Source organism: Afipia clevelandensis ATCC 49720 (genome assembly GCF_000336555.1).
Lineage (GTDB): Bacteria > Pseudomonadota > Alphaproteobacteria > Rhizobiales > Xanthobacteraceae > Afipia > Afipia clevelandensis.
The window spans coordinates 2,648,508-2,663,377 of record NZ_KB375281.1; the positions used below are offsets into that span (position 1 = coordinate 2,648,508).

Genomic DNA, 14,870 nt, shown 5'->3' on the forward strand with positions numbered 1-14,870 from the left:
AACCAAGGACCGGCTGATGGATTGAAGCAAAAAGCGTGCTCGCAATCACCACGGAATCGGGTTTTCCCGAAAATGTTTCACGATATGCGCGTGCCGCGCATGCCCCGCCGCCACCAGCAACCCATGGCGGACATCGGTTTGATTATAAACCAGGCGCTCGCCGGCCAGTGAGGTCATTTCCCCGCCCGCTTCGTGCACGATTAAGTCGGCGGCTGCAAGGTCCCAGTCGCGGCTGCTCCCGGCCGCAAATGCGGCATCGAGCCGCCCTTCCGCCACCCGGACCAGACGCAAGGCCAATGAACCGATCCGCGGATAGAGGCTTTCGCCCTCCTTCATGCCGCCCAACCGCTCGACCAGCGGCTTCGGCCCGGCAATTTTCGGATAGTTGATCGCCGCGCCCGATGCGGCGGCCACCGGCGCGCCATTGAGATGCGCGCCGCGCCCGCGCGTTGCGAAAAAGAACTCGTCGCTGGCCGGCGCGAACACCGCGCCCAGAACCGGCAAGCCGTCGGCGACCAGCGCGATCGAGACCGACCAGTCCTCCCGGCGCTCCAGATAGGCGCGGGTGCCGTCGATCGGATCGACGATCCATGTCAGTTGCTTGCCGAGCCGCGAGGTATCGTCGGCGCTTTCTTCCGACAGCCATCCGTAATCGGGGGTCGCCGCGCGCAGGCGTGTTTCGATCAGGTCGTTCACCGCGATGTCGGCTTCCGACACCGGCGATGATTTGCCCTTGATCCAGGATTTCAGATCGGTACGAAACAGGCCGAGCGCCAGCGCGCCGGCCTCCCTCACCACATCGTCGAGCAAGGCTGCGTCGCGCGTCAGGTTCGCATCGCGGATTTCGGAATCAGCGTCCGGCAATCGTCAGGTCCCCGATGCGGACGGTCGGCGCGTTGACACCGTACTTGAATGTCAGATCATTGGCCGGAACCATCGACTTGAAAATCTCGAGCAGATGGCCCGCGATGGTCACTTCACTGACCGCATAGGTCAGCTTGCCGTTCTCGATCCAGAAACCGGCGGCGCCGCGGCTGTAATCGCCGGTCACGCCATTGACGCCGGAGCCGATCAGGTCGGTGACATAGAAACCTTGCTTGATGTCGGAGATCAGGTCGTCCGGCGATACCTGACCGGCTTCCAGATGAAGATTGTACGGTCCCGGCGAGGGCGATGACGACACGCCACGGTGGGCGTGGCCCGTCGTGGCCATGCCAAGTTCGCGCGCGGTCGCGGAATCCAGCAGCCATGTGGTCAGCACGCCATCATCAATGATCGCACGTTTCATTGTCGCAACGCCGTCCGAGTCGAAGGCCTGCGAGCGCATCCCGCGCACCCGCAGCGGATCGTCGATGATGCGGATGCCTTTGTCGAACAGTTGCTGGCCCAGACGATCTTTCAGAAAGCTGGTCTTGCGCGCGATCGACGCGCCGTTGACCGCGCCGACCAGATGACCGACCAGCGAGTTGGAAACACGCGGATCGAACACCACCGGCGCCTTGCAGGTCGCAACCTTGCGCGGATTGAGCCGCGCCACGGTGCGCTCGCCCGCACGTTTGCCGACGCTCTCCGGGGACTCCAGATCGGAGCCGTGGATCGCGGAGGTGAAATCGTAATCGCGCTCCATGCCGGTGCCTTCACCGGCAATCGCCACCGCCGATACGCTCTGGCTCGAACGCAGATACGATCCGTGAAATCCGGTCGAGGTGACAAGCACCATGCCGCCAATGCCGGACGACGCGGACGCACCACCTGACTTCGACACGCCCTTGACCGCAAGCGCGGCGGCTTCCGCGGCCAGCGCGCGGCGTTCGAGCTCGGCAACGGACGGCACCTGCGGATCGAGCAGATCGAGATCGGGAAACTGTTTGGCCAGCAGCGCCGGATCGGCGAGGCCGACATATTCATCGTCGGGCGACACCTTCGCCATCGCCACCGCGCGCTCGGCGAGTTTTGAAACGTCGCCGCCGATATCGCTGCTCGACACCACCGCCTGACGTTTTCCGACAAACACACGCAGGCCGATATCGTCGCCTTCTGAGCGCTCGGATTCCTCGACCTTGCCTTCGCGGATTTCAACGCCCTGCGAAACACCGCGCACCGCGATGGCGTCCGCTGCGTCCGCGCCCGCGCGCTTTGCTGCTTCAACGAGGCGCTGCGCCAGATCGCTCAGTGCGCTCTGGTCGAGCAATCCGGATGCGGCTGATTTGTGCGAGGGCGACAATGATGCGTTTGGTGAAGAGTTCACAAACAAATTCCCGAGGCTTGAAGGCGAATGCTACGTATCATGAGATGTGCCTGTTTTACGCGGACTTCAAGCGTTTTCGCGGCTTGCAGGGCAGATATTTGCCACCCATTGGAAACATCTCGTCAAGCATCCGCGCCAACCTCCCGTCAATCATGAGAACTGAAGCAATCGCAGTGAGAGAGGATTAACCAGCCTTCTTAAGCGGATTCGGACGTCGCTCTGGCATGCTCCTCCCATCGACCGGGAACATAATTCCGGCGTGGGAGATAAGACCGTGAGGCGTCAATTCGGAGTCGGTGGGGTGCAACCCGCCGGGTCGAGCTGCATGTTGCAGCTCGACCCCCATTCCCTGCCCGTCAGCTTCCAAGCGCGCGATGGCCGCGCCGATGGCGGTGTCAGGCACATCGAAATTCATCGTGAGCGCGTCACCGTGCGCCGTGCCGTCGGCGGCATCCGCATGGCGATCAATGTTCGCGTCCGCGACTTTCTCGGCATCGCCTGCCGCGAAACCAATGACGGGCGTGCGCTCGTTCTGGTCCACAGCGATCCGTCGCTCTCGGTGCCGCTGCTTGTCACCGCAGACGAGCTTCAGATCGACCTCGCCTGGCAGATGTGGGGCGACCTGTTCGCCCTGCCGCAGATCGAGGACGAGACCGATGCGGCGCGCGAACCGGCGCCGCGCCGCCGCCGCCGCAACATCATCAAGGATCGCCGCCCGAAGTTTCTCGTCCGCCGCAAGGCCGGAGGCGCCATGACGGAACGGCCGGTTTATCGCGGCGAACGCGAGATCATCGCGCGAAACTAAAATCAGGCGCTGCGCAACACCGCATCGCCAAGCAGGCCGGCGAACAGCAACAGGCCGGCATTGCGGTTCGATTTGAACAGCCGCAGACACAATGCGGAATCATCGATCCGGATCGTCCGCACCTGCCAGACCAGATGCGCGGCAAAGGCTGCAAGCCCGATCCACGCCAGCCACCCCGATCCGCCGAGCCGCAGCGCGACGCCGATCAGCACCACCGCCAGACTGTAGAAAATCGTCAGCGCCAGTTGCGTGCGTTCGCCGAACAGCAGCGCTGTCGATTTGATACCGACCATAATGTCGTCTTCGGTGTCCTGATGGGCGTAGATCGTGTCGTAGGCGATCACCCATGCGATCGACCCGGCATAAAGCACCAATGCTGTCGCATTGATTTGGCCGAGGATCACCGCGAACCCCATCAGTGCACCCCATGAGAACGCGAGGCCAAGGGTGACCTGCGGCCAATAGGTGATGCGCTTCATGAAAGGATAGACTGCGACGATCACAAGCGATGCTATGCCGGTGAGAACCGCGAAGCGGTTGAACTGCAGCAGCACCGCGAGCCCGACCAGCGCCTGCAGCACAAGAAACGCGCCGGCCTGCGCCACGCTCACCTGTCCTGCCGGGATCGGCCGCGAGCGCGTGCGCTCAACTTTTGCATCGAGCTTGCGGTCGGTGATGTCGTTCCAGGTGCAGCCCGCGCCGCGCATCACCATGGCGCCGATCAGGAACAGCACGATGACCTTGGGCAAGCTGTGCAGGTCGCGGGCGATGCCTGCCGCGAGTGCGGCGGACCACCAGCATGGCATCAACAGCAGCCACCAGCCGATCGGCCGGTCGAAGCGCGACAATCGCAGATAGGGCCGCATCCAGACCGGCGCATGGGTATCGACCCAGTTGGCGGTGGAGTCGGCGACGGGGGCTGCGGCGTTGCTCATCGCAACCCTTTTTGGTCAGAGCAAGTTAGCGTGTCAGCACATTGCCGTTCAGCGTATCGAAGGTGCTGCCACCACGCTTGAGCGGCTTGGCTTCGGGCAGCGTCGCCGAGCCAAGCGCTTCGCTCAGGCTCGGACCCGCAGGCCCCGCCTGCTGCTGCTGCGCCGCTGCGCAGACGCGCTGCTGCAATTGGGTGGTATTGGCGTGACCCTTTTTCATCTGATCCGCGACCTGGGCCGGAATGCCGCACTTCTGCATATGGCTTTCGACGAACTTGATCATCTTGGTTTCAGCCTGCGCGAAATTTGCGATCAGCTTGCAGGCTTCCTGCGGCGGCGCCTTGCGCTTGCCGGCGGCCTGGATCAGCTTGGCCTTGGCCTCGGCGTCCGCGCGCAGCGGCAGGAAACCCTTCTGACATTCCTCAGCGCCGGGCGGCGGGCCGCCCTGCGGCGCACCGAAACCGGAGGCACCCACCGGAGGCGCACCGGAGGTGAAGGCGCTGGGCGACGGGGCGGGACGCGCGGGCGCGGCCGTCGCGCCATTAACCGGAGGAAACGGCGATGCGGCCGGCGCACCGTTAACCGGAGGAAACGGAGATGCGTTGCTCGCGGGAGCCGGGGCGGATTGCCCGGGCAGCGGAGCCGGGAACGCGCCCTGGGCGCGGACATCCGCAGCCTGCATGACGAACGCGGCGGCAGCCAGCAATGCGATGGAACGGATAGCGGTCACGGATTCTCCTCCGGCGGGTTCCGGTGTCCTCAAGTAAGGGCTTTTACGATTCTCGCTCCCGCTTAACAACCCGATGAATCCGGCAGCAGCGCGGCAGTTGCCACCCGATTGGCTGCCAAGTTGCAATCATTCGGCTAGAAAGTCAGGAAATTAACGGATTGTCCCGATGCCCAAACTCGATTTTCGCAGCCCCCGGCTTTTCGTCGACGCCCCGCTCACTGGCGGAACGGGCATCGCGCTGAATCGCGATCAGTCCAACTATCTCGGCAATGTGCTGCGGTTGAACGCCGGCGATACCGTGCTGGTGTTCAATGGCCGCGACGGCGAATGGCAGGCCACGCTCGCCGGCCGCAAGCGGCCCGACCGCGCTGAGATCGTCAGCCAGACCCGCCCGCAGGATTCCCTGCCCGACCTGCACTACGTGTTCGCACCGCTCAAGCATGCGCGGCTCGATTACATGACGCAAAAGGCTATTGAAATGGGGGCTGCGGCGCTGCGCCCGGTGACCACGCGCCATACCCAGGCGAGCCGTATCAATGTCGAGCGCATGCGCGCCAATGTCATCGAAGCCGCGGAGCAATGCGGCATTCTCAGCCTCGCGGAAGTCCACGAGCCAGAACCGCTCGAGCGCTGGCTCGGATCGCGCAATGGCCAGCGGCTTCTGGTGTTCTGCGACGAAGACGCCCCGATCTCCGATCCCATGGCGGCCTTTGCCGGCGCCGATTCGACCCATGGCACGGATGTGTTGATCGGACCTGAGGGCGGATTTGCCGAGGAGGAACGTGCCCTGCTGCTGAAGCAGCCCCATGTGGTGCGCCTGGCGCTCGGTCCGCGAATCCTGCGCGCCGATACGGCTGCAGTTGCCGCCCTGGCTGTGGTACAGACCGCACTTGGCGATTGGGGAAGCCCGAATACACGCTAGAGTTGCAATTCGGGATTGCTCTCATTAAGCCCTTTGCCGGATCGTCGTCGAAACCTCGGGCATCCCGTGTTAAGGGACTGCCGATTCTAGCCTTTCTTTCTGTTGGAACACCGAAAATGAGCCAGACCAGTGCCGCATCCGCGACCGGGTCCGCCGCACAGGCGGAGGTCCTGCTGCAGACATTTGCGCGGGCTGGCTACACCCATGCGCGACCGCCGATCCTGCAGCCGGCGGAGCCGTTTCTCGACCTGTCCGGCGAAGACATCCGCAAAAGCCTGTATCTGACCACCGACGTCACCGGCGAAGAACTGTGCCTGCGGCCTGATCTCACCATTCCCGTAGCGCGGGACTACCTCGCGTCATCGCGCGCGGGCGCGCCTGCGGGCTTCTATTATCTCGGTCCGGTGTTCCGTTATCGCGGCGGCGCAGCCAGCGAGTTCAATCAGGCGGGCGTGGAATCGTTCGGACGGCAGGATCGCGCCGCAGCCGATGCCGAGATGCTGGCGCTCGGCGTCGAGGCCGCGAACGCTTTCGGAGTCACAAGCCTCGATATCCGCACCGGGGACGTTGCGCTGTTTGCCGCACTGATCGACGCGCTCGATCTTTACCCGGTCTGGAAGCGGCGGCTGATCAAGGATTTCAACCGCAAGATTTCGCTGGCGCAGGACCTGCAACGCCTGACGCTGGAAACCGGCAAGACCCGCAATGAATATGAAGGCGTGCTCGCCGCCCTCGCCGGCTCAGACCGCAAGGCGGCACTGGCCCTCGTCACCGACCTGATGTCGATCGCCGGCACCAGCAATGTCGGCGGACGCACGGTGTCGGAAATCGCGGATCGTTTTCTGGAACAGTCGACCTTGAAAGGCGGCGCATTGCCGCGCGACGCGCTGCAATTGATCGAGCGCTTCCTCGGCATCGCGGGCGAACCGGATGACGCGGCGAAGCAACTGCGCAAGCTGGCGTCGGACGCGAAGCTCGACCTGAACGCCGCCATCGACCAGTTTGAAAGCCGCACACAATTCATGGCCGCGCGCGGCATCGACATCAAAGCGATCCGTTTCTCCACCGCGTTCGGACGTGGCCTCGACTATTACACCGGCTTTGAATTTGAATTGCACGCGAGGGGCAACGGCGCGGAGCCGCTGGTCGGCGGCGGCCGTTATGACGGGCTGCTGACACGGCTTGGCGCGCGCGAACCGATCCCCGCCGTGGGCTTCTCGATCTGGATCGAAGCGCTTTCGCAAGGGAGCGCCGCATGAGCACGCCGTTCGTCGTCGCCGTTCCCTCCAAGGGACGCCTGCAGGAAAACGCCGAGGCCTTCTTCGCGCAGGCCAATCTCACGCTCGCAAAGCCACGCGGCGCCCGCGAGTATCGCGGCACCATGCCCGCCATCGACAATGTCGAGATCGCCTATCTCTCCGCGAGCGAGATCGCGGCGCAACTGGCGCGCGGCACCGTGCATCTCGGCATCACCGGCGAAGACCTGATCCGCGAGAACATTCACGACGCCGACAGGCGGGTCATGCTGATCGAAAGCCTCGGCTTCGGCAGCGCCAATGTTGTGGTCGCGGTGCCGCAGGCCTGGATCGACGTGCGCACCATGGCCGATCTCGACGATGTCGCGACCTCGTTCCGGGCGCGGCACAATCACCGCATGCGGGTGGCGACCAAGTACATCAACCTGACGCGCAATTTCTTCGCGGCGCAGGGCGTCGTCGATTACCGCATCGTGGAAAGCGCCGGCGCCACCGAAGGTGCTCCGGCGGCGGGAACGGCTGAACTGATCGTCGATATCACCACCACCGGCGCGACACTCGCCGCCAACGGGCTGAAGGTGCTGGACGACGGCGTGATGCTGCGCAGCCACGCCAACCTCGTGGCCTCGCGCGATGCCGACTGGTCGGGCAACGCTCGCGAGACCGCGCGGATCATCCTCGACCACATCGCCGCCAGCGCACGCGCCCGCAAATACAAGGAAGTGCGCACGCGCTTCGCAGCTTGTAATGCCGACCTGCTGTCAGAAGCGCACAGGAAATTCGGCGTCGTCTCACCGTTCGGCGGGCCGACCTCGTCGGGCATGGTGACGCTGCACTGTCCGCCCAACCAGCTCTATGCCCTGAGCAGCTTCCTGCGCGACAACGGCGCGGACACTGTGTCGATCGCATCGCTGGATTATGTGTTCGACCGCGAGAATCCGCTGTTCGCCAAACTGCAGGCGTTCCTTGGGCCATAATGCAGCAGGTGCGCGGCACGGCGACGCCTTGGCGGCGGCTCGGCGATGGCCATATGATGATCAGACGTAACGCGCTGGAAACCGACCGATGACGCCGAGTGCGGACATTTCCAATCTGTCAGGCAACCGCGTGCCGGCGGCGCAGGAGGCTGCGCGCGCCGGCCTGTCCATTGTGGTGCCCGCCTATAACGAGGCGGCCGGTCTTGCGCTGCTGCATGAGCGGCTTGGCACCCTCGCGGGCAAGCTGAAGCAGGACTACGGCCTCGCCTGCGAAGTGGTCTATGTCGATGACGGCTCGGCCGACAATACACTCTCCATTGCACGAAGCCTGCCCGCGACCGCGCTCGACGTGCAGGTGGTGTCGCTGTCGCGCAACTTCGGCAAGGAAGCCGCCCTGATGGCCGGGCTCGATCACGCCCGCCGCGGCGCGGTGCTGTTCATGGACGGTGACGGCCAGCATGCGCCCGAACTTGTCGAGCAATTGGTGCGGCACTGGATCGTTGACGGCTTCGACGTGGTCTATACGGCCAAGGCCCATCGCGACAACGAATCCGCGCTGCGCCGCCTCGCGGTGCGCACGTTCTACATGCTCATCAACTGGGGCGCGCGGCAGAAGATTCCCGAGGACGCTGGCGATTTCCGCCTGCTGTCGCCGCGTGCGGCGGACGCGCTGCGCCAACTGCCGGAACGCAACCGCTTCTTCAAGGGCCTCGCGACCTGGATCGGCTTCAAGCAAATCCGCGTCGATTATGAGCCCGAAGCCCGCGCCCATGGCGTGACCTCGTTCAGCCCGGGACGGCTGCTGGGCCTCTCCATCGAGGGTCTGACATCGTTCTCGGTCGCACCGCTGCGCGCCGCCAGCCTGCTCGGCCTCTTGCTCGCGTTCGTCGCCTTCCTGTTCGGTCTCTCGATCCTGTGGGAGACCGTCGTCAGCGGCAAATCCGTTCCGGGTTATCCCTCGCTCGTGGTCGGCCTGATGACCATCGGCGGCGTGCAGCTCATCATGATCGGTGTAGTCGGCGAATACATCGGCAAGATCCTGTCCGAGATCAAGGCGCGGCCGATCTACTTTGTCGCGGAGCATAGCGTGAAGGACGCTGGCGCATCGGCAACCGCCGACAAGCCGCAGTCTGCCGCTGAATGAGCGCGACCACGCCGCGCCGCATCTGGCTCTGCGCCGACGATTACGGCATGAGCCCCGGCGTCAATCGCGCGATCCGCGAACTGATCGAGCAGAAGAGACTCAACGCGACATCGGTGATGGTGGTGGGCGCCGCCATCGACCGTGCCGAGATCGACGGTCTGTTGCAGGCTGTTGCCGGCAATCCGAATTGCGCCATCGGACTGCATGCGACGCTGACCGCGCCATTCGCACCGCTCACCCTGCATTTCAGGCCGCTGGATGGCGGCCAGTTCCTGCCGCTGGGCAGATTGCTGCGCGCAAGCCTGTTGCGGCGGCTCGATCCGGAAATCGTGCACGCGGAATTACTGGCGCAGATCGCCGCCTTTCGGCAGATGTTTGGACGCGCGCCGGACTACATCGACGGCCATCAGCATGTGCAACTGTTTCCGCAAATCCGCGATGCGTTTCTCGCTGCCGTGAAGGAAGCCGCGCCGAACGCCTGGGTGCGCCAGTGCGGACGCTCCCTGCCTCTTTCGGAGCGGCTCGGAAATCCGAAAGCACTGCTGCTCGACACCTTGAGCGACACGTTCCGCAAAAGGGCTGTCCACGAAGGCATCGCGTTCAACACGGGCTTCGCCGGCGCCTATGACATGGTGCGCGGACGCGACTTCGCCGATGCAATGACGGAATTCCTCTCCGGGCTGCCGGACGGCGGCCTTGTGATGTGCCATCCCGGATATGTCGATGAAATTCTGATCGGCCTCGATAACGTGACCCATCAGCGCGAGCGGGAGTTTGCATACCTAAGCAGCGACGGCTTCCCGCGCCTGCTGGCGGACAGCAATGTCACGCTGGACCGCCCCTGATGCGCTCCCTCTCCCCGCACGCGGGGAGAGGTGAGAAGAGTACTTTTTGTCGCACCGCAAGCGCCGACTTTCCTAAATTTAATTCATGCCGGGACTTACCCCGACACAATGCAGCGTTACATCTTTTCGCGCATTCGCATGCCGGATGCTTTAGGAGGACGTCATGACGCCACAGGAACGCCAACTCGTTGACGATCTGTTCGACCGCTTGTCGCGGGTCGAGAATGCGCCGCGTGAACCCGACGCGGAGGCGGCGATCATGCAGGGCCTGCGCCGCGCGCCGAACGCGGTGTACGCACTTGTGCAAACCGTGCTGGTGCAGGACGAAGCGCTGAAGCATGCCGAGGCCCGCATCCAGGAACTTGAAGGCAGCGCCCAGCCGCAGCAACAGTCCGGCGGTTTCCTCGATTCGATGCGCGATGCGATTCTCGGCCCCGGCCAGAACCAGAATCGAGGTCAGGGCTCGGTGCCAAGCATCCGTCCGGGCGAGCAGCGCGGCGGCCCGGTGTGGAACAGCGGTCAGGCGCTGGAACAGGCCGATCGCTACAGTGGTGACCCGCGCTTGGGCGATCCGCGCATGAACGATCCAAGAAATGATCCAAGGGCGGGCAATCCCGGCGGCGGCATGTTCGGCGGTGGCGGCGGCTCGTTCCTCGGAACGGCGGCGGCGACCGCAGCCGGCGTGATCGGCGGCTCGATGCTGATGAACAGCATACGCGGCATGATGGGTGGCGGCAGCCAGCAGAGCTTCGGCAACACCGGAGAGTCCGGCGGCAGCAAGATGCCGTGGGGCAACGATCAATCGTCAGGCAGCCTCGCCCGCGATGCCGGTCTCAACGATGTCGGCAAGAGCGGCAGCGGCGACAGCCAGCGCCAGAGTGCCTACGATCAGGCGCAGGCCGATGCCGATCAAGACCAGGACCAAGATCAGGACGACGACGAGGATTATAACGACTTCGATGACGGCGGTGACAGCGATTACGCCTGATTGATGTCATCGTTCCAAAACGGAAACGGCCGCTCGATTGAGCGGCCGTTTTTATTCGTGAATTCGGGTGAATCAGATCACGACAACCTTGGTGCCCACCGGCACGCGGCCATAGAGATCAATCACGTCTTCATTGCGCATCCGGATGCAGCCGGACGACACATTGGTGCCGATGGTCCATGGCTCGTTGGAGCCGTGAATGCGGTAGAGCGAAGTGCCGAGATACATCGCGCGCGCGCCGAGCGGATTTTCCGGACCGCCTTCCATATGACGCGGCAGGTCAGGACGGCGCTTGAGCATTTCCGGCGGCGGGGTCCAGGCTGGCCATTCCTTCTTTGCGGAGATCGTCTTCACGCCCGACCAGGTAAAGCCCGGCTTGCCGACGCCGATGCCGTAACGCATCGCCTTGCCCCCGCCCTGCACGAGGTAGAGAAACTTGTTCGGCGTATCGATCACGATGGTGCCCGGCGCATGATTGCCGCCATATTCGACGACCTGCTTTTCGTATTTCGGGTCCATTCCGGGGCGGCCCGGCTCGATGCCAATCTCGCCCTGCCGCATCTCATAACGATATTGCGGGTCCATCGGCGGCAGGCCTCCGCGCGAGGGCATCTGCTGATACTGCTGCTCGTAGCGCGGTGCCGGATAGCTCGCATCGCCGGACTGCCCGCCGCCGAACAGGGCTTCGATCAGCCCGCCACCCATATTGGAGCGCTCATTATAAGCGACGCGGATCGGCATCGGCGGCGTTGAGGTCTGCTGCGCATAGATGACGCGCGGCTCGGCGGGAACATCCTCGTCGAATGCGAAGGCAGGACTTGAACTGGCACTGAACGATACGGCGCCGGCCAGCAGCGCGAAGGACAGGTTTCTGATCATCGACGTACTCTGCACTGTTTCGTCGCTGACGCGCGGACTGCGCGCCTTGAATACGAACACTTAAGGTTAAAAGCGCGTCGGTTTGGTAAACAAAACAGCGTTCGCGATTCACCACGTCCACGCGCGGCGCCTGTTCTTCGCGGTAGCGTTTATTTTCGATGAAGACGGCGCAGGCATGGTTAATCGTTGGTTTGCGGCGCGGTTTGTATCTGCCGGGCGGCGTTCCCGTTTGAAACTTCGCGTTAAATGACGGCGGGTTACAAAGACCTTCTCAAGAATGGGGAGACCGATGGCCGTCCAGCGCAAGCAATTCCGTATTGAAAGAATTCAGTCCGGCGACATGCCGAAACTCGATCACGCAGAGGGCGACGCCGCTCCGCATCACAATCAGATCATGAGCGAGTTGCGCGCCATTCGCGTGCAGATGGCCTCCCATCATCACAGCCCCGTTTCGGAAGGCGGCGAAATTCCCTCGGCTCAGGAACTGACCGACGCGCAGCAACTGCTCGGCAGCTATCGCGCGCAGATCGAGCAGTGCGAGAAGCTGAAGGTCGAACTGGACCTCATTCACGACGCCATCAACCGCACCAAGCAGGAAATCGCCGTGCTTCACGGCAAGAGCTTCAGCGGCGACGAGATGGCCAAGGTCACCGGCGAACTCGGCGCGGTGGTCGGCGGCACCGAAGAAGCCACCCAGCAGATTCTCGAAGCCGCGGAATCGATCGACCAGGCGGCGAGCGCGCTCGGCAAGGCCATGCCGCTCGATCAGCAGGCGCAGCTCAGTGAGGACATTCAGGAACGCGTGGTCAGCATTTTCGAGGCGTGCAACTTCCAGGACCTCACCGGCCAGCGCATCAGCAAGGTGATGAGCACGATGAAGTTCATCGAGCATCACATCAACGTCATGATGGAAATCTGGGGCGGCGTCGACGCGATCAAGCAGCATGCGCCTGCGATCGTGGACAACCGTGTCGGCGACGCCCGGCTTCTGAACGGGCCGAAGGGCATGGACGAAGAGGGCCATGTCTCGCAGGACGACATCGACGCGCTGTTCAACTAAACAACGCGCATCAATTCATGAATACAAACCCGGAGCATTCGCTCCGGGTTTTGTTTTTCTAGCCGGGCTTCCGAAGCGCCGAGAAACAGGCCAGCGCCAGCAGCGCCACGGCGATCAGCATGTCGAGCGCGACAACGCCCGACCAGCGGTCGATCACATAGGCCAGCGCGAAAGGCGACAGCGCCTGGCAGATTTGCGCCGGACGCGCGATGCGCCCTACCACCCGCCCGTAGCCGACAGGCCCGAACATCGCCAGCGGCAGCGCGCCGCGCGCAATCGTCACCACGCCGTTCGCCGCGCCGAGCATCACCGCGAAGGTCATCGCAATGCCGGGTGAAAATCCCGCAACCACGAGCAACGTGAACGCGCAGACCATCGTCGCCATCGCAATCCGCACCAGCCAGAGCGGATGGAGCCGTCCCCCGGTGACGAAATCCGCGATCCGTGTCAGCACCTGCGCCGGACCGAACAGCGCGCCGATCAGGACGGCGGTGCTGGCGTCGATGCCTCCGCGCTGCAGGATGGTGAGCAGATGCGACAGGGTTCCTGACTGCAGGATCGCATGGCACGCGAAACCGGCCGCCATCAGCAGGAAGGGCGCGCCGACCGGCGAGATGGTTTTTGCCGGCACCACAGCCGGCGCACCCTCCGCCGCAGGCGGCGGCACATGGACGGCGTTGCGCGGCAGGGCAAAGGCGTACAGCGGCGCGATGATGAACGCCATCACGCCCGCGAACACAAAATAGACCGTGCGCCATCCGCCATTGGCGATGAGCATCTGGGTCGTCGGCCATGACACGGTCGATGCCAGCCCGCCGACAAAAGTGACCAGCGTGATCGGCCGCCGCGACGCGGCGCCGAAAATCCGCGCCAGTGCGGTAAAGGCGGGATCGTAGAGATTGCAGGCCATCGCCACGCCGAGCAGCACCCAGCTTGCGAGATAGAGCCCGTAGTGGCTGGCGAACGGCAGGATCAGCAGGCCGAGCGATCCGACCAGCGCGCCGCCGGCCATGATGTAATGTCCGCCATGCCGCTCGATCAGACCGCAGGCATAGGGCGCGGTGAGGCCGGAGACGCCGAGTGCGATGGAAAATCCGAGCAGCGTCTGCGCCAGCGACCAGCCATGGGCCGCCGCGATATGCGGCATGGTCAGGCCGGGCGGATAAAACAGCGCGCCCCAGCCCAGGATTTGCGTGATGCAAAGAACGATGACGGCACGGCTGGGGCCGGAGCGTAGGACTTGCAGCCCGGCCATCGCGCGTTCACGTCCCCGGTGTGGAGAATCAATTGTTCCGGAAACTATAAACTAGCCCGTCATGCGCGCGGCGCGCAGCGGACATACACCATCGTGCCGTAGCGGCTGGCGGCATCCTTGTCGATGAACCGGGTCATCAGCACGCGCCCGTCGAAGGACACGATCTCGCGGTCCTTCTCGCCGCCGACGGGACCAGCCGGGCCGATATAGTTCTTGCCGCTCTGGCTGCCCTTCAGGCGCAGTTCCTGCGGCGTCGCTTCGTCCGGCAGATGCATGATGACGCCGCCGGTGGCGCCCTGACCGATCACGTAGGGATTCTTGCACTGGCCCCGCGCCGCAGCTTCGGTGCGGGCGCGGTCTTCCGGCTTGTGGAACGACGCCAGACCCCAGCGGCCGACGATTTCATCGGCCCGGATGGTCGCCGGAATCTCGGGCGCAACCGCCGGTTCCTGCACGGCGGGCTGACCGCCGCCAAACCCGCTGAACCCGCCAAAACCGCCGCCGCCGCAGGCGCCGAGGAAACCCGAGAGCACCGACACCGCCACGAGCGTGACGATCCTGGATGCGCTGGTGGATTCGTTCATCTTGGTCATGCTGTCTCCCGGCAAGAATACGTGGCTGCCTGCCAGACCGGCTGGCCGCCGTCACATCGCGCGGGCTGACCCCCGTCACCGCGCAATGTCTCTGTTATGGTTTCCAGATCATCCCATATTGGCCTCACCAAGGCCTTAAGAGCCTTGCTTGACAGGATCGGCGGCAACCCATATTCCGGCCCCGTCATTAGCACTCTAGGAGCGCGATTGCCAAAGGCAAGGTACCGCCCGTTGAG

General features: G+C 63.9%; 15 protein-coding genes. 8 read left to right on the top strand and 7 right to left on the bottom strand.

Annotated features, from left to right (window positions below):
* Nucleotides 1–45 precede the first annotated feature (45 nt).
* Nucleotides 46–864, bottom strand: a complete 819-nt coding sequence (locus HMPREF9696_RS12685) for a 3'(2'),5'-bisphosphate nucleotidase CysQ (protein ID WP_002713418.1) — start codon at nucleotides 862–864, stop codon at nucleotides 46–48.
* The gene (locus tag HMPREF9696_RS12690; RefSeq protein WP_040302020.1) at nucleotides 851–2,248 is read right to left on the bottom strand and encodes a TldD/PmbA family protein; all 1,398 of its coding nucleotides are present in this window, start codon (nucleotides 2,246–2,248) and stop codon (nucleotides 851–853) included. The genes HMPREF9696_RS12685 and HMPREF9696_RS12690 overlap by 14 nt, the downstream gene beginning before the upstream one ends.
* 274 nt (nucleotides 2,249–2,522) lie before the next feature.
* On the opposite strand from HMPREF9696_RS12690, the gene HMPREF9696_RS12695 reads away from it, so the two are divergent.
* Nucleotides 2,523–3,053: a DUF6101 family protein gene (locus tag HMPREF9696_RS12695; protein WP_040302022.1), complete on the top strand. Its 531-nt coding sequence runs from the start codon at nucleotides 2,523–2,525 to the stop codon at nucleotides 3,051–3,053.
* Between the two features lie 2 nt (nucleotides 3,054–3,055).
* Here HMPREF9696_RS12695 and ubiA read toward each other — a convergent pair whose 3' ends face one another.
* The gene (gene ubiA / locus HMPREF9696_RS12700; RefSeq protein ID WP_002713422.1) at nucleotides 3,056–3,988 is read right to left on the bottom strand and encodes a 4-hydroxybenzoate octaprenyltransferase; all 933 of its coding nucleotides are present in this window, start codon (nucleotides 3,986–3,988) and stop codon (nucleotides 3,056–3,058) included.
* A 25-nt stretch (nucleotides 3,989–4,013) separates the two neighbouring features.
* Nucleotides 4,014–4,715: a hypothetical protein gene (locus HMPREF9696_RS12705; RefSeq protein ID WP_002713423.1), complete on the bottom strand. Its 702-nt coding sequence runs from the start codon at nucleotides 4,713–4,715 to the stop codon at nucleotides 4,014–4,016.
* Nucleotides 4,716–4,881: 166 nt separating this feature from the next.
* On the opposite strand from HMPREF9696_RS12705, the gene HMPREF9696_RS12710 reads away from it, so the two are divergent.
* The 6 genes from HMPREF9696_RS12710 (at nucleotide 4,882) to HMPREF9696_RS12735 (ending at nucleotide 10,847) form a co-directional block, all read left to right on the top strand.
* A complete protein-coding gene (locus HMPREF9696_RS12710; protein ID WP_002713424.1) occupies nucleotides 4,882–5,637 on the top strand; it encodes a 16S rRNA (uracil(1498)-N(3))-methyltransferase in 756 nt (251 codons plus the stop codon).
* A gap of 116 nt (nucleotides 5,638–5,753) precedes the next feature.
* Nucleotides 5,754–6,896 (top strand): ATP phosphoribosyltransferase regulatory subunit, encoded by a 1,143-nt coding sequence (locus tag HMPREF9696_RS12715; protein WP_002713425.1) that lies wholly within the window; start codon nucleotides 5,754–5,756, stop codon nucleotides 6,894–6,896.
* Nucleotides 6,893–7,870 (top strand): ATP phosphoribosyltransferase, encoded by a 978-nt coding sequence (hisG, locus tag HMPREF9696_RS12720; RefSeq protein WP_002713426.1) that lies wholly within the window; start codon nucleotides 6,893–6,895, stop codon nucleotides 7,868–7,870. The genes HMPREF9696_RS12715 and hisG overlap by 4 nt, the downstream gene beginning before the upstream one ends.
* A gap of 88 nt (nucleotides 7,871–7,958) precedes the next feature.
* Nucleotides 7,959–9,014 (top strand): glycosyltransferase family 2 protein, encoded by a 1,056-nt coding sequence (locus HMPREF9696_RS12725; protein WP_002713427.1) that lies wholly within the window; start codon nucleotides 7,959–7,961, stop codon nucleotides 9,012–9,014.
* The gene (locus tag HMPREF9696_RS12730) at nucleotides 9,011–9,859 is read left to right on the top strand and encodes a ChbG/HpnK family deacetylase (RefSeq protein WP_002713428.1); all 849 of its coding nucleotides are present in this window, start codon (nucleotides 9,011–9,013) and stop codon (nucleotides 9,857–9,859) included. Before HMPREF9696_RS12725 ends, HMPREF9696_RS12730 begins: the two co-directional genes overlap by 4 nt.
* A 163-nt stretch (nucleotides 9,860–10,022) precedes the next feature.
* On the top strand, nucleotides 10,023–10,847 hold the full coding sequence (locus tag HMPREF9696_RS12735; protein ID WP_002713429.1) for a DUF2076 domain-containing protein: 825 nt from the start codon (nucleotides 10,023–10,025) through the stop codon (nucleotides 10,845–10,847).
* 72 nt (nucleotides 10,848–10,919) lie between these two features.
* Here the strand turns inward: HMPREF9696_RS12735 and HMPREF9696_RS12740 are convergent, their stop codons facing one another.
* Nucleotides 10,920–11,726 (bottom strand): L,D-transpeptidase, encoded by an 807-nt coding sequence (locus tag HMPREF9696_RS12740; protein ID WP_002713430.1) that lies wholly within the window; start codon nucleotides 11,724–11,726, stop codon nucleotides 10,920–10,922.
* A 289-nt stretch (nucleotides 11,727–12,015) separates the two neighbouring features.
* Here HMPREF9696_RS12740 and HMPREF9696_RS12745 point away from each other — a divergent pair, with 289 nt between their 5' ends.
* Nucleotides 12,016–12,786: a protein phosphatase CheZ gene (locus tag HMPREF9696_RS12745; protein WP_002713431.1), complete on the top strand. Its 771-nt coding sequence runs from the start codon at nucleotides 12,016–12,018 to the stop codon at nucleotides 12,784–12,786.
* A 58-nt stretch (nucleotides 12,787–12,844) separates the two neighbouring features.
* Here HMPREF9696_RS12745 and HMPREF9696_RS12750 read toward each other — a convergent pair whose 3' ends face one another.
* Together HMPREF9696_RS12750 and HMPREF9696_RS12755 are read right to left on the bottom strand one after the other, a co-directional pair.
* Nucleotides 12,845–14,041 (bottom strand): MFS transporter, encoded by a 1,197-nt coding sequence (locus HMPREF9696_RS12750; RefSeq protein WP_002713432.1) that lies wholly within the window; start codon nucleotides 14,039–14,041, stop codon nucleotides 12,845–12,847.
* 59 nt (nucleotides 14,042–14,100) lie between these two features.
* Nucleotides 14,101–14,634: a hypothetical protein gene (locus HMPREF9696_RS12755; protein WP_002713433.1), complete on the bottom strand. Its 534-nt coding sequence runs from the start codon at nucleotides 14,632–14,634 to the stop codon at nucleotides 14,101–14,103.
* Between the last annotated feature and the right edge of the window lie 236 nt (nucleotides 14,635–14,870).

Excerpts from the sequence above, each read along its gene's own strand:
- ubiA (WP_002713422.1), bottom strand. The coding sequence starts at position 3,988 with ATGAGCAACGCCGCAGCCCCCGTCGCCGACTCCACCGCCAACTGGGTC.
- HMPREF9696_RS12710 (WP_002713424.1), top strand. The coding sequence starts at position 4,882 with ATGCCCAAACTCGATTTTCGCAGCCCCCGGCTTTTCGTCGACGCCCCG.
- HMPREF9696_RS12715 (WP_002713425.1), top strand. The coding sequence starts at position 5,754 with ATGAGCCAGACCAGTGCCGCATCCGCGACCGGGTCCGCCGCACAGGCG.
- hisG (WP_002713426.1), top strand. The coding sequence starts at position 6,893 with ATGAGCACGCCGTTCGTCGTCGCCGTTCCCTCCAAGGGACGCCTGCAG.
- HMPREF9696_RS12725 (WP_002713427.1), top strand. The coding sequence starts at position 7,959 with ATGACGCCGAGTGCGGACATTTCCAATCTGTCAGGCAACCGCGTGCCG.
- HMPREF9696_RS12730 (WP_002713428.1), top strand. The coding sequence starts at position 9,011 with ATGAGCGCGACCACGCCGCGCCGCATCTGGCTCTGCGCCGACGATTAC.
- HMPREF9696_RS12735 (WP_002713429.1), top strand. The coding sequence starts at position 10,023 with ATGACGCCACAGGAACGCCAACTCGTTGACGATCTGTTCGACCGCTTG.
- HMPREF9696_RS12740 (WP_002713430.1), bottom strand. The coding sequence starts at position 11,726 with ATGATCAGAAACCTGTCCTTCGCGCTGCTGGCCGGCGCCGTATCGTTC.
- HMPREF9696_RS12745 (WP_002713431.1), top strand. The coding sequence starts at position 12,016 with ATGGCCGTCCAGCGCAAGCAATTCCGTATTGAAAGAATTCAGTCCGGC.
- HMPREF9696_RS12750 (WP_002713432.1), bottom strand. The coding sequence starts at position 14,041 with ATGGCCGGGCTGCAAGTCCTACGCTCCGGCCCCAGCCGTGCCGTCATC.
- HMPREF9696_RS12755 (WP_002713433.1), bottom strand. The coding sequence starts at position 14,634 with ATGACCAAGATGAACGAATCCACCAGCGCATCCAGGATCGTCACGCTC.